11 protein-coding genes are annotated in these 13,567 nt (G+C 71.6%); 7 read left to right on the top strand and 4 right to left on the bottom strand.

Annotated features, from left to right (window positions below; genetic code table 11):
- Nucleotides 1-14: 14 nt before the first annotated feature.
- Nucleotides 15-1,154, top strand: coding sequence for an amidohydrolase (locus ACFFCA_RS00450; RefSeq protein WP_375481042.1), 1,140 nt, complete (start codon nucleotides 15-17; stop codon nucleotides 1,152-1,154).
- A 148-nt stretch (nucleotides 1,155-1,302) separates the two neighbouring features.
- Here ACFFCA_RS00450 and ACFFCA_RS00445 read toward each other — a convergent pair whose 3' ends face one another.
- The gene (locus ACFFCA_RS00445; protein ID WP_375480940.1) at nucleotides 1,303-1,794 is read right to left on the bottom strand and encodes a gamma-glutamylcyclotransferase family protein; all 492 of its coding nucleotides are present in this window, start codon (nucleotides 1,792-1,794) and stop codon (nucleotides 1,303-1,305) included.
- Nucleotides 1,795-1,894: 100 nt separating this feature from the next.
- Between ACFFCA_RS00445 and ACFFCA_RS00440 the strand changes: the two genes are divergently transcribed.
- Nucleotides 1,895-3,295: an NAD(P)H-quinone dehydrogenase gene (locus tag ACFFCA_RS00440; RefSeq protein WP_375480939.1), complete on the top strand. Its 1,401-nt coding sequence runs from the start codon at nucleotides 1,895-1,897 to the stop codon at nucleotides 3,293-3,295.
- Between the two features lie 25 nt (nucleotides 3,296-3,320).
- Complete coding sequence (locus ACFFCA_RS00435; protein ID WP_375480938.1) at nucleotides 3,321-3,680, top strand: hypothetical protein; 360 nt, start codon at nucleotides 3,321-3,323, stop codon at nucleotides 3,678-3,680.
- A 106-nt stretch (nucleotides 3,681-3,786) separates the two neighbouring features.
- On the opposite strand, the gene ACFFCA_RS00430 is transcribed toward ACFFCA_RS00435, so the two are convergent.
- Both ACFFCA_RS00430 and ACFFCA_RS00425 read right to left on the bottom strand, forming a co-directional pair.
- Nucleotides 3,787-6,795 (bottom strand): peptidase, encoded by a 3,009-nt coding sequence (locus ACFFCA_RS00430; protein ID WP_375480937.1) that lies wholly within the window; start codon nucleotides 6,793-6,795, stop codon nucleotides 3,787-3,789.
- A 99-nt stretch (nucleotides 6,796-6,894) separates the two neighbouring features.
- Nucleotides 6,895-8,655: an acetyl/propionyl/methylcrotonyl-CoA carboxylase subunit alpha gene (locus ACFFCA_RS00425; RefSeq protein WP_375480936.1), complete on the bottom strand. Its 1,761-nt coding sequence runs from the start codon at nucleotides 8,653-8,655 to the stop codon at nucleotides 6,895-6,897.
- Between the two features lie 249 nt (nucleotides 8,656-8,904).
- Here ACFFCA_RS00425 and ACFFCA_RS00420 point away from each other — a divergent pair, with 249 nt between their 5' ends.
- Nucleotides 8,905-10,137 carry an MFS transporter gene (locus ACFFCA_RS00420; protein WP_375480935.1) on the top strand — a complete coding sequence of 411 codons (1,233 nt, stop codon included), beginning with the start codon at nucleotides 8,905-8,907 and terminating at the stop codon, nucleotides 10,135-10,137.
- Between the two features lie 79 nt (nucleotides 10,138-10,216).
- Here ACFFCA_RS00420 and ACFFCA_RS00415 read toward each other — a convergent pair whose 3' ends face one another.
- Nucleotides 10,217-10,636, bottom strand: coding sequence for a MerR family transcriptional regulator (locus tag ACFFCA_RS00415; protein ID WP_375480934.1), 420 nt, complete (start codon nucleotides 10,634-10,636; stop codon nucleotides 10,217-10,219).
- 74 nt (nucleotides 10,637-10,710) lie between these two features.
- Here ACFFCA_RS00415 and ACFFCA_RS00410 point away from each other — a divergent pair, with 74 nt between their 5' ends.
- From ACFFCA_RS00410 to ACFFCA_RS00400, 3 genes are read left to right on the top strand one after another with little or no spacing between them, the layout of a single operon-like run.
- Nucleotides 10,711-11,865, top strand: a complete 1,155-nt coding sequence (locus ACFFCA_RS00410) for an acyl-CoA dehydrogenase family protein (protein WP_375480933.1) — start codon at nucleotides 10,711-10,713, stop codon at nucleotides 11,863-11,865.
- On the top strand, nucleotides 11,862-13,388 hold the full coding sequence (locus ACFFCA_RS00405) for an acyl-CoA carboxylase subunit beta (RefSeq protein ID WP_375480932.1): 1,527 nt from the start codon (nucleotides 11,862-11,864) through the stop codon (nucleotides 13,386-13,388). Before ACFFCA_RS00410 ends, ACFFCA_RS00405 begins: the two co-directional genes overlap by 4 nt.
- Nucleotides 13,385-13,561 carry a hypothetical protein gene (locus ACFFCA_RS00400; protein WP_375480931.1) on the top strand — a complete coding sequence of 59 codons (177 nt, stop codon included), beginning with the start codon at nucleotides 13,385-13,387 and terminating at the stop codon, nucleotides 13,559-13,561. The genes ACFFCA_RS00405 and ACFFCA_RS00400 overlap by 4 nt, the downstream gene beginning before the upstream one ends.
- Nucleotides 13,562-13,567: the final 6 nt, after the last annotated feature.

The following is a 13,567-nucleotide window of genomic DNA, read 5'->3' as shown; positions in this document are numbered from 1 at the left end:
AGCGGAGCGAGGCTGTGACAGGGATCGACGTCGTGGGGTTGCGGCGCGATCTGCATCGTCACCCCGAGCTCGCCTTCGCCGAGCACCGCACCACCGGGCTGATCGTCGACGTGCTCCGCGACGCCGGGCTGCGGCCGGAGGTGTTGCCGCGCGGAACGGGCGTCGTGTGCGAGGTGGGTGAGAACAACGGCGGGCCGGTCGTCGCGCTGCGGGCCGACATCGACGCGCTGCCCATCCCCGACGAGAAGGACGTGCCCTACCGCTCGACGGTCGACGGGGTGTGTCACGGGTGCGGGCACGACGCGCACACGGCGATCCTGCTCGGCGCCGCGGCCGCCCTCGCCGCCGAGCCGCCGGCGGGTCGGGTGCGTCTGGTCTTCCAGCCCGCCGAGGAGACGGTGCCCGGGGGCGCGCCGGTGGCCATGGCCGCGGGCGTGCTGGACGACGTCGCGCAGATCTTCGCCCTGCACTGCGACCCGCGCATCGCGACGGGGCAGATCGGGCTCCGCGTCGGGCCGATCACCGCCGCCTGCGACCAGGTCGAGGTGCAGCTCAGCGGCACCGGTGGCCACACGGCGCGGCCGCACCTGACCCAGGACGTCGTGTTCGCGCTGGGCCTGCTGATCACCGAGCTGCCCGCCGTGCTGTCCCGCCGCGTCGATCCCCGGTCGGCACTGTCGCTGGTGTGGGGTGCCGTCGAGGCCGGCCGGGCCGCCAACGCCATACCGATGTCCGGGCGGCTGCGCGGCACCCTGCGCGTCTTCGACCGCGACGCCTGGGACGACGCCAAGCCGCTGCTGGAGAGCCTGGTGGCACAGGTGGTCGCACCGTCCGGGGTGCAGGCCGTGACCACGTACACCCGCGGCGTGCCGCCCGTCATCAACGACCCGCCCGCCGTCGCCGTGCAACGGACCGCGGTCCTCACCGCCCTCGGCGAGGATGCGCTCACCGGTACCGAGCAGAGCATGGGCGGCGAGGACTTCGCCTGGTACCTGGACAAGGTGCCGGGAGCCCTCGCCCGCCTCGGCGTCTGCCCGCCGGGTGGCGCGTCCTTCGACCTGCACCAGGGCACGTTCGACATCGACGAACGGGCCTTGGCGGCCGGCGTCGACTACACGGTGGCGCTGGCGCACACCGCGCTCGCGGCGCTCTGAGCCAACTGCCACACCCCGGGTTGTCCGCGCTTCGTCGCGTCCTGGCTCGGGTAACCGCGGACAACTTCTCGCACCTCATCGACTTGTCCGCGCGTCGTCGCGTCCTGACTCGTGCGGACGCGGACAACTCGGGCGGGAACGTGGGCGCCTACTCGCCGAGCGAGCGGCAGGGTCGTGCCCGCAGGTCGGCGACGTAGGTGTCGGGCGCGCCCGCGGCCTCCGCGGCGTCGGCCATCAGCCCGATCATGCGGGCCGAGGGCAGGCCGCCCTCGTAGCCGTCCAGGATGTAGGCGGACGCCAGCACATCGCCCTCCAGCGTCGACACACGGATCTTGATCCGGCTGTACAGCCCGGTGTCGGCGCCCTCCCAGGAGTCCAGGACGGCGAGATCCTGGGTCGACACCTCGTACAGCGCGACGAAGACCTGACCGGGAGGCTCGTCACCGCCCGGGTCGCCGGCGTCCGGGACGATCATCGGCAGCGCGCCGTCCCACCCGTGCTCCTCGGCGCCGAAGGTCAGGCGCCAACCAGTGAGCCACCCGGTGCCGGCGGCGGGTGAGTGCGGGCACCGCTCGAGCATCTGCTCGGGGTCCATGTTGGAGCCGTACGCCGCGTACAGCCCGCCGGACGAACCGCTCACCGTGCTCCTCACCCCGTCGCGCCGAGCCCGGACAGCTCGTACGGCGGACCAGTCCGGGGGAGCGTACCGACCTGGCGGGGTGTACGGGGACAATGGTCTGGTGATGCGCATCGTGATCGTCGGCGGCGGCCCGGCCGGGTACGAGTCGGCCCTGGTCGCGGCCCAGCTCGGTGCCCAGGTCACGGTCGTCGACCGCGACGGCATCGGCGGGGCCTGCGTGCTCACCGACTGCGTGCCCAGCAAGACCCTCATCGCCACGAGCGACCGGGTCACGGCCCTCCGGGACGCCCCGCGGGTCGGGGTGGGCAGCTCGGGCGACGTGCTCGTCGACATCACCACCGTCGACGGACGCATCAAGGACCTGGCTCGCCAGCAGTCCGACGACATCGCCAAGCGCCTGGTCCGTGAGGGCGTCACCGTCCTGCCCGGCCGCGGGCGCTTCGCCGCGGAGCAGACGTCGCGCGCCCACCGCCTCGAGGTGCTCGACGACGGCGGCGCGGTGGTCGACACGCTCGACGCCGACGTGGTGCTGCTGGCCACCGGCGGCACCCCGCGCGTCCTGCCCACCGCGGTGCCCGACGGCGAGCGCATCCTGTCGTGGCGCGATATGTACGACCTCGCCGACGTGCCCGAGCACCTGATCGTCGTCGGGTCCGGCGTCACCGGTGCCGAGTTCGCCAGCGGCTACAGCGAGATCGGCGTGCCGGTGACGCTGGTGTCCAGCCGCGACCGCGTGCTGCCCAACGAGGACGCCGACGCCGCCGACGTCATCGAGAAGGTCTTCACCCAGCGTGGCGGCACGCTGGTCAAGCAGGCACGTGCGGCAGGGGTGCGGCGCACCGACGACGGTGTCGTCGTGTCGCTCCTCGACGGTCGCGAGGTCATCGGTTCGCACGCGCTCATGTGCGTCGGCTCGGTGCCGAACACCGACGGCCTCGGCCTCGACCACGTCGGCGTCGACCTCGACGAGCGCGGCTACATCGGCGTCGACCGGGTCTCGCGCACGAGCGTGCCGTCGATCTACGCCGCCGGCGACTGCACCGGCGTGCTGCTGCTGGCCTCGGTGGCCGGCATGCAGGGCCGCATCGCGATGTGGCACGCGCTCGGCGAGGCCGTCTCCCCGCTGCGCCTGAAGACGGTGGCGGCCAACATCTTCACCAACCCCGAGATCGCGACGGTGGGCATCGGTTCCGCGGCGATCGCGTCCGGCGAGGTTCCTGCTCGTTCGGTGACGCTGCCGCTGGGCACCAACGCGCGCGCCAAGATGCAGGGCCACCAGGAAGGCTTCGTGAAGATCTACTGCCGGCACGCGACCGGCGCGGTGATCGGAGCCGTCGTGGTGGCACCGGGAGCCTCGGAGCTGATCTACCCGCTCACCCTGGCCGTGCAGCGCGGGCTCACCGTCAACGACCTGGCGGGAACGATCGGCGTCTATCCGGCGTTGACGGGCTCGATCGCCGAGGCCGCGCGTCGGCTCATGCTGCACGACGACCTCACCTGACCCTGCGATCCCGAAGGAGCTCCCCATGGCCATGCACGGCGATACGTCACCCGAGGCCCGCTCGCGGGCCGGTCGGACCGTGGACGCGGCAGCGGTGTTCGCCGAGCACGCCGAGCACATCGTGCAGGCGCTGCCCGACCTGCCCGACGGCCACGTGCTGGTCGCGGTGGTCGACGACGGTCACGCGTTCTCGGGCACCCACCACGTCGAGCAGGAACGGCTCGTCGAACGCATTCCCGAGCTCGAGGGCGACGGCGGTTGGGCGATGGTGTTCACCGGCTCCGCCGACGCGGACGACGTGCGCCGGCGCACCGACGAGATGGCCACGCTGGCCCGTCGTCGCGGCGAGATGATCGACCGCATTCTCGCGAAGCGAGCGAAGTAGCACGAGCCGGGCCGAGCGCGAGAACCGAACGCCGGCCCCGCACGACGAACAGCGCCGGAACGCCCCGTGGGACGTTCCGGCGCTGTCACCACCGATACCGCGAACGTCAGGCCGGAGGGCTGACGACGGTGTAGCTGTAGGGCAGTGACGCGATCGTCTGGGTGGTGAACCCTCGCGCCGTCGAGCTGGTGTTGCTCACGACCGAAATCGTGCCCGTGACCGTGGTGCCGACCGCGGCCTTCGGCGTGATCGTGCCCGTGACCAGGGCGGTCGCCCCGGCCGGGATGTACACGGGGGTGCTGGTCAGCTCGCCGTTCGACGAGACCAGGCTGAACGAGCGACCGGTCCCGGTCGGGTTCTTGACGCCGAGACTTACCGCCCGGGTGGCGTTCGACGCGATCGTGGTGGACGCCGTGGTCGGCAGCGAGTACACCGACACCGAGCCCTGGTCGTACCCCACGTCGCCCTTGACCGTCTGCTCGAACTCCTTGCCCGACACCGTCAGATTGAGCTCGACGTCGATCTCCCACCGCCCGGCCACCGGGGCGGCGGCGAACAACGAGGCCATCGCCTTGGGGGCGTCGGACCCGATGCCCTGCAGCGTCGTGGTGGGCGTGCTGTCCTGCGCGACCACCGTCCCGCTCGGGCTCAGCAGGTAGAACGTGTACTTGTTGTCCGGGCTCGCGTCGGCGGTGCGGAAGTCGACGTCGAGGTCCTTCTTGCCGGCCGGGACGTCGAGGTCGTAGGTGCTGATCTGTCCTACGCCACGACCCACCGTGCTGGTGATCTTGGTGGTGAACGTCCCTCCCGTCGACGGGACGAGCGTGCGACGGGCGACCGGGTAGGCCAGCGCCGCACCCGTGCTGCCGATGAACTGGACGGTCTCGGGGTGGTCACCCGGGGCCTTCGGGAACGTCACCGGCACCGCGACATCGGCGCTGGAATGCGCCGGGATCCGCACCGCGGGCCCGGCCGACGTCAGGACGTAGTGCTGGCCCGTGGTGCGGAACGAGACGTCGCCACGGTAGGTGCCCGGCACGTTCGGCAGGTCCTGCAGGTGGGCGCGTCCGTTGGCCCAGAGAATCTTGGCCGTCCACTTCCCGGCGGCGGGGGCGGTCACCTCCACGTGCTGGATGTTCGGCGTGGTGCCGATCGTCTGTCCCGTCCTGGTGGGCCCGGTGCCGTAGTCGTAGGACACCTGGGTCAGTCGTCCCTTCGGGTCGACGAGCGTGAACGACAGGATCGCCGAGTTCGTCGGGTCGGGGACGATCATGTCGGCGTTGAGCCGGTCCAGGCCCTTCGGGACGGTGAAGGTCACCGCCGGCGCCGCGGTGGCGCCCTCGGCGGGGACGGCGGCACTCGGGTCCGGCGCGCTGACCGCCTCGGTGACCGTCTTGCCGAGTTGCGACGCCGCGCCCAGGGTGCGGGTCGTCGGCGTGACCTTGGTGGCCTTGGTGCTCGCGTTGTACAGGCTGACGTGCTGCGTGCTCGACGAGCCGCCCGTGCCGACCGTGTCCAGCTGCGTCGGCGTCGCCACCAGGCTGTTCGCGTCCGACTTCTGGGCCGGAGCGGTGCTGCCCGCCGTCTGCTGGGCCGCGCGCACCGCGCGGTAGACGTCGACCAGTCCGGCGCCCTGCTCGTCGGCGGGCGCGCCGATGTCGGTGGCCGTGCCGGTCAGCAGCTGCTTGACCAGCGCCGGGGTGGGCTTGGTGCCGCCGTGGGTGTCGGCGTAGGCCTGGATGACGTCGGCGGCCGCGGCCGCCACGATCGGGCAGGCCTCACTCGTACCGCCGAACGCCTCGGTGATCGTGTTCTCGGGGCAGTCGCTGCCGCTCGGACTGCACGCGGCCTCACCGCCGTAACCCGGGGCCACCAGGTCGACGACCCGGTTGTTCGGCGCGGTGCCGCCGGACGACAGCGGGGTGATGTTGTCGTTCGTCCACTTGGTGTAGCCGTAGGCCTGGGCGTTGAGCCGCAACGTGTTGGTCGCGCCGACGGCGATCACCTGTGGGTCGGTGGCCGGCGAGGACACCGTTCCGGACACGCCGCTGTCACCCGAGGACACCGTGACCGTGACGCCGGCCGCGATCGCGGCGTCGTTCGCGGCGTAGTGGATGGCGTAGTTGCCCGGGCGCTGCGAGTAACCGTAGGACTCGCTGATGATGTCGGCGTACTCGACGATCACCGCGCGGTCGATGCCGGCGACGATCTGCGACTCGCTCTCGACGCGGAAGCCGGACGCGTTGGTCGGGGTGTCGATCCCGGTGGTGTCGACCAGCGAGGCGTCCGGGGCAAGGCCCTTGATCCGGAACGTGCAACCGGCCGGCAGGCCGGAGTACGGCAGCTCCTTGGAGTAGTCGTAGGTGACGAGGCCCTGCGCGGCGATGGAGGACGCGTCGCCGTAGTACTCGCCGTCACTGTCGTCCGCGGTGTAGTCGGGGGCGTCCAGGACGACGTGCGAGCCGTCGGCGCGCTGGAAGTTCGGGTTGCCGGCCAGCTCGTTGATGCCGTCGTTGGCGACGATCACGCCCTTGCCCGTGGCGATGGACGCGGCCTGGTCGGGGTCGTTGGCCTTGCCCGTGTAGTCGTGGGTGTCGGCCAGTGCCTCGGGCTCGAGCAGCGGCTTCTTCGGGTTCGTCGGGCACAGCTTGGACGACAGCTTGGGTGGGGTGGGTTCGGTCGGCGTAGACGCGACCAGCTGGACCGACTCGGTCGAGTCGGGGGTGATCTGCTTGACGGCCGGGTTCGTCCGCAGGCGCGCCACCTCCGCGGCGCTCATGGTCGCGGCCACCGCGTTGACGCTGACCAGCTGGGTGACTCCCGAGCCGCCGTGACTCCTGATGTCGGCGACGATCGACTTCTGGTCGGCCCGAGTGGCCGCACGCCGGGCCGGGCCCTGCGCGCGCAGCTTGAGGCCCGGGTACTGGTTGCGGAGCTCGACGATGACGGCGCCGCCCGACGCTGCTCCGCTCACGGCCGGGGCGGGTGCGCTGTGCGCGGGGGTGTCGGACGTGGTCGGGCTCGCGGGCGCGGCGAACGCGGCACTCGCGAAGGCGATCGAGGTGGCGGGGACGGTGAGCAGGGCAGCCCAACCGAGGAGTCGACGAGAGGTCAACGGAACTCCCAAAAGGGGGGAATGGGGCACACCGGGGCATGTGCCATCGTTTGTTTACCTCACGAAATGCTGGCTAACAAGATCCTGACGAGACTCGCGTCAGTCCTTGATCTCGCAGAGCACCGAGCCGGACGTGACCACCGCGCCGACCTCGGCCTGCAGACCGGTGACGGTGCCGGCCTTGTGCGCGTTGATGGGCTGTTCCATCTTCATGGCCTCGAGCACGACGATCGCTTGACCGGCCTCGACGGTGTCGCCGTCGGAGACCGCGACCTTGACGATCGTGCCCTGCATGGGGGCGGTGAGCGAGTCGCCGGACGCGGCCGCGCCGGACTTCTTGCCGGCCGAGCGCTTCGGTGCCGCCTTCCGTGCGCCGCCTGCGCCACCGCCGCCGCCGAAGCCCGCGGGCAGCGACACCTCGAGGCGTTTGCCGCCGACCTCCACGACGACGGTCTCGCGCTCGGCCGCGTCGTCCTCGGCGCCGGCGCCGCCGGCGAAGGGCTCGATGCGGTTGTCGAACTCCTTCTCGATCCACTGCGTGAAGATCGTGAACGGTTCGTCGTCGGGCGTGGCGAAGGCGGGGTCGCGCACCGCGGCACGGTGGAAGGGCAACGCGGTGGCCATGCCTTCGACGACGAACTCGTCGAGCGCGCGGCGGGCCCGTTCCAGGGCCTCGAGGCGGTTCTCGCCGGTGACGATCAGCTTGGCCAGCAGCGAGTCGAACGCCCCGCCGATGACCGACGTCCCGTCGATGCCGGAATCGACGCGCACGCCGGGGCCGCCGGGCTCGACGTACTTGGTGACCGTTCCGGGTGCGGGCAGGAAGTTGCGGCCCGGGTCCTCGCCGTTGATCCGGAACTCGAAGGCGTGGCCGCGGGGCGTCGGGTCCTCGGTGATGCGCAGCTTCTCGCCGTCGGCGATGCGGAACTGCTCGCGGACGAGGTCGATGCCCGACGTCTCCTCGGTGACGGGGTGCTCGACCTGCAGGCGGGTGTTGACCTCGAGGAAGCTGATGACGCCGTCGTTGCCGACGAGGTACTCGACCGTGCCGGCGCCGTAGTAGTCGGCCTCGCGGCAGATGGCCTTGGCGCTCTCGTGGATGCGGGCGCGCTGGTCGTCGGTGAGGTACGGGGCGGGCGCCTCCTCGACCAGCTTCTGGTTGCGGCGCTGCAACGAGCAGTCGCGGGTGCCGACGACGATCACGTTGCCGTGCTGGTCGGCCAGCACCTGGGCCTCGACGTGGCGCGAACGGTCGAGGTAGCGCTCGACGAAGCACTCGCCGCGCCCGAACGCGGAGACGGCCTCGCGGACGGCGGAGTTGTACAGCTCCTCGACCTCGTCCATCTCGCGGGCGATCTTCATGCCGCGTCCGCCACCGCCGTAGACGGCCTTGATGGCGATGGGCAGGCCGTGCTCCTCGGCGAAGGCGACGACCTCGTCGGCGCCGGCCACCGGGTCCTTGGTGCCGGCCACGAGCGGGGCGCCGGCGCGGGCGGCGATGTGCCGGGCCACGGCCTTGTCGCCGAGGTCGCGGATGGACTGCGGCGACGGCCCGATCCAGGTCAGCCCGGTGTCCAGGACCGCCTGGGCGAAGTCGGCGTTCTCGCTCAGGAAGCCGTAGCCGGGGTGCACGGCGTCGGCGCCGGACTTCGTGCAGGCCTCGATGATCTTGTCGATGACGAGGTAGGAGTCGCCGGGCGTGGTGCCGCCCAGGGCGAAGGCCTCGTCGGCCTCGCGGACGTGCAGGGCGTCGCGGTCGGGCTCGGCGTAGACGGCCACCGAGGTGTAGCCGGCGTCGCGGCAGGCCCGGATGACCCGGACCGCGATCTCGCCCCGGTTCGCGATGAGCACCTTCTGCACGGTCCAGCCTCCAGTTCTCGGTGCGGGACGGTGATGCTCCCGCCTGGCCCTGCCCGTCCGGGCAGGCTCACAACGCCTCGGGCCGGAGATTACCGGGCGCGCCGGCCCCGCCGGACGGGCCTTGTCGGCGAGATGGGTCACGCGGCTGCCCGCGTTCGTGACCTGGCGCGCATCGGCACCGTTCGGGAACATCGCCGTAACCGCTTACGGTTGTACTGGTCCGTCCGAGCCGTCCACCGAAGGTCCGCCATGCCCGTCCTCAGCCCGACCCGCCGCGCCCTGCTGTCGCTGGCGCTCGCCGGCTTCGGCATCGGCACCGGTGAGTTCGTCATGCTCGGCCTGCTGCCGAACGTGGCGGGCGACCTGCACACGTCCATCCCGCACGGCGGCTACCTCATCTCCGCCTACGCCCTGGGCGTCGTCGTCGGCGCACCGGCCGTCACCGCGTTCACCTCGCACCTGCCGCGCAAGGGCCTGTTGATCGGGCTGGCCGTGGCGCTGGCCGTGGGCAACCTGGGCTCCGCGCTCGCCCCGAACTTCGCGTCGGTGCTGGTCCTGCGCTTCCTGGCCGGGCTGCCGCACGGGGCGTTCTTCGGCGTGGCCTCGGTGGTGGCCTCCCGCCTCGTCACCCCGGAACGGCGCAGCCAGGCCATGGCCGTCGTGTTCGCCGGCCTGACCACCGCGAACATCGTCGGCGTCCCGGTCACGACCTACGTCGGCCAGCAGGCCAGCTGGCGCGTCGTGTTCGTCGGCGTCGCCGTGGTCGAGCTGCTGTCCGTCGTGCTCATCGCCCTGTTCGTCACCAGGGTGCCGGTCGAGCACCACGGCCGCGACGCGCTGCGCCGCGAGGTCGCCGTCTTCGCGACGCCGCCGGTGTGGCTGGCGCTCGGCGTGGCCACCATCGGCGGCGGGGCCATGTTCGCGACCTTCAGCTACATCACGCCGATGATGACGCACGTCGCGGGTTACGCGGAGTCGTCGGTGACCTGGCTGCTCGTGCTGTTCGGGTTGGGTATGACGGCCGGCAACATCGTCGGGGCGCGGCTGGCCGACCGCGCGCTGATGCCGACGATCTTCGGTGCGCTCAGCGCCGAGGCCGTGGTCGCCGCAATCTTCCTGGTGACCTCGCACAACAAGATCGCGGCGGCGTTCACCATCTTCGCGTTCCCGTTCACGAGCCTGGCCGTGCTGCCGGCCATCCAGTCACGCATCGTCACCCTCGCCGGCGGAGCGCCCAACCTCGCGGCGGCGTCGATCCACGCCGCGTTCAATATCGCCAACTCGATCGGCGCCTGGCTCGGCGGACTGGCCATCGGCTTCGGGTGGGGCTACTCGTCACCGAACGGGGTCGCGGTCCTCATGGCCCTGCTGGGGCTGGGCGTCGCCGCGCTGTCGGTCGGTTACGACCGCCGGCACCGCCTGCCCGTTCCCGAGTTGTCCGCGCCCGGTCGGGTCCCGGCAGGTCTGAGCGCGGACACGTAGGCGCGCGTCCCCGAGTTGTCCGCGCTACGAGGAGTCAGAACGAGCGCTGGCGCGGACAACTCGGGATGGGTGGGCGGTGTCAGGCCAGCTCGGCGAGGCGGTCGCGGCACTGGGCGGCCACGTCGGTCACCTCGGCGAGGGTGCGGTCGAGGTCGGCGCGACGGCGGGTGAGGTCGTCGGCGATCTCGTCGAGCCGGCCGAGCAGCGTGGTCAGCTGCCGCCGTTCCGAGGACGTGGCGCCGTCGTACATGTCGACGATCTCGCGGCACTCGGCCACCGTCATCCCGAAGCGCCGTCCACGCAGGATCAGCCGTAGCCGGGCGCGGTCCCGCACCCCGTAGACCCGGTTCGCGCCCACCCGGGACGGGGACAGCAGGCCCTCGGCCTCCCAGTGCCGCAGCGTGCGCGTGGTGACGCCGAGCTCGTCGGCCAGCTGCCCGACCGTCCAGGTCCGGGTGTCGCCCTCGATCGGGCTGTGGCTGGTGCCGGTGGCGGTCATGCCGTTATGGTGGCCTTACCTTTACGTGAACGTCAAGGCGGCGCCGGCAGGGCCGCCGCACGAAGGAGCCGGGCATGACGAGCTTCGCACTGAGCGACGACCACGAGAACTTCCGCAAGGTCGTGCGCGACTTCGCCGAGCGCGAGGTCGCCCCGCACGTGGCCCGGTGGGACCGCGACAAGTACCTGCCGCTGGACGTCGTGCGGCAGATGGGCGAGCTCGGCCTGTTCGGCCTGGTCGTGCCCGAGGAGTTCGGCGGCGCGGGTGGCGACTTCACCAGCCTCTGCGTGGCGATCGAGGAGCTCGGCCGCGTGGATCAGTCGATCGGCATCACCCTCGAGGCGGGCGTCGGGCTCGGCATCAACCCGATCCTCACCTACGGCACGGACGAGCAGAAGCAGACGTGGCTCCCCGACCTCGTCGCCGGCCGGGCCCTGGCCGGGTTCGGCCTCACCGAGCCCGAAGCGGGCTCCGACGCCGGCGCCACCCGCACCCGGGCCGTGCTCGCCGACGGGCAGTGGACGCTCAACGGCGCCAAGGCGTTCATCACCAACTCCGGCACCGACATGACGTCGCTCGTCACCGTCACGGCCCGCACCGGCGAGAACGAGATCAGCTCCATCATCGTGCCGTCCGGCACGCCCGGGTTCGTCGTCGAGCCGCCCTACGAGAAGCTCGGCTGGCACATCTCCGACACCCACGGCCTGACCTTCGACGACTGCCGGGTGCCCGAGGAGAACCTGCTCGGCCGCCGCGGCGACGGGTTCCGCCAGTTCCTCGCCGTGCTCGACGACGGCCGCATCGCCATCGCCGCGCTGGCCGTCGGGCTGGCCCAGGCCTGCCTGGACCTCTCGGTCGACTACGCGAAGGGCCGCACGACGTTCGGCACCCCCATCGGCTCCCGGCAGGGCGTTGCGTTCGCGCTGTCGGACCTCGCCGTGTCCGTCGAGGCCGCGCGACTGCTGACCTACAAGGCCGCCGCGATGAAGGACGCCAGCGCGCCGCCGGCCCAGCTCAAGCAGGCCGCCTCGATCGCCAAGCTCTACGCTACCGAGGCCGCGGTGACCGCGACGCGCACCGCGACGCAGGTGTTCGGCGGCAACGGGTTCATGGAGGAGTACCCGGTGGCCCGCTTCTACCGTGACGCCAAGATCCTGGAGATCGGCGAGGGCACCTCCGAGGTGCAGCGCATGCTGATCGCCCGCGGCCTCGGCCTGCCCGTCCAGTGACCAGCAGCAGCAAGGACGTCGCCGCTGCTCGCGACGCGACTCTCGCGCCGCCGGAGAAGGCGGCCGCGAAGCTCGCCGCGCAGCACAAGCTCTATGTCCGCGACCGCATCGCGCTGCTCGTCGACGAGGGCAGCTTCGTCGAGGACGGGCAGCTGGCGAACGCACTCGCGACCGGCCTGCCCGCCGACGGCGTCGTCACGGGGCAGGGCATCGTGGACGGGCGTCCGGCCCTGATCGTCGCCAACGACCCGACGGTCAAGGCCGGGTCCTGGGGCGCCCGCACCGTCGAGAAGATCATCCGCGTCACCGAGCGGGCACTGTCCGAGGAGCTGCCGATCTTCTGGCTCATCGACTCGGCCGGCGCGCGCATCACCGACCAGGTGGCGTTGTTCCCGGGGCGCCGGGGCGCGGGGCGGATCTTCCGCAACCAGGTCGCGCTGTCCGGCAAGGTGCCCCAGATGTGCTGCCTGTTCGGCCCGTCGGCCGCGGGTGGTGCGTACATCCCGTCGTTCTGCGACATCGTGATCATGGTCGAGGGCAACGCGTCGATGTACCTCGGTTCACCGCGCATGGCCGAGATGGTCGTCGGCGAGAAGGTCACACTCGACGAGATGGGCGGCGCTCGCATGCACGCCACCGTCTCGGGTTGCGGCGACAACCTGGCCGTCGATGACGAGGACGCGATCGAGCAGGCGCGGCTGTTCTTCTCCTACCTGCCGACGTGCTGGCGCGAGCCGGCGCCCGAGCTCGAGGCATGGGCTCCCGCCGTCGCCCTGACCGACGACACCGTGCCCGCAGACGAGTCGGTGCCCTTCGACATCCGCGGCGTCATCGACGGGCTGGTCGACGACGACTCGTTCTTCGAGATCAAGCCGCTGTTCGCCGCCGAGGTCGTGGTCGGGTTCGGCCGCATCGACGGGCGCCCGGTCGGCGTCGTCGCCAACAACTCGGCGGTACGCGGGGGCGTGCTGTTCGTCGATTCGGCCGACAAGTGTGCGCGCTTCATCTGGCTGTGCGACGCGTTCAACATCCCGCTGCTGTACCTCGCCGACGTGCCCGGCTTCATGATCGGCAGCGAGGTCGAGCGGCAGGGCATCATCCGGCACGGCGCCAAGATGATCACCGCGGTGTCCGAGGCCACCGTCCCGCAAATCTCGGTGATCGTCCGCAAGGCCTACGGCGCCGGGCTGTACGCGATGGACGGTCCCGGGTTCATGCCCGACGTGTGTATCGCGCTGCCCACGGCCAAGATCGCGGTGATGGGGCCGCAGGCCGCGGTGAACGCCGTCTACGCCAACACCATCGCCGCCTTCGACGACGAGGACGAGCGGGCGGCCTTCGTGGCCGAGCGTCGCGCCGAGTTCGAGCAGGACGTCGACATCTTGCGGCTCGCGGCGGACCTGGTGCTCGACGTCGTCATCGAGGCCCCGGAGCTGCGCGACGAGCTGTCGCGCCGGTACGCGGTGCTCGCGGGCAAGGACCGCCGCTTCGCCGACAAGCGGCACGGCGTCCCACCGGTATGACCACCCCACGAGATCGCTCCGCTGCCGCGACGGACGGCGTGCGCATCCGCGGCGTGGCCTCGGTCGAGGAGGTCGCGGCCGTGATGGCTGTCGTCACCCGGCGCGTCGAACCCGACCGCGAGGACGCTCTGCAGCGCTGGCGGCGGCTGCGTCAGGCCGTGTCGGCGCCGTAGCGGGCC

The sequence above is a fragment of the uncultured Jatrophihabitans sp. genome (assembly GCF_964252635.1).
Taxonomy (GTDB): Bacteria; Actinomycetota; Actinomycetes; order Mycobacteriales; family Jatrophihabitantaceae; genus Jatrophihabitans.
The sequence above is the reverse complement of the archived record's forward strand: the minus strand, read 5'-3'. Positions and strand labels throughout refer to the sequence as shown.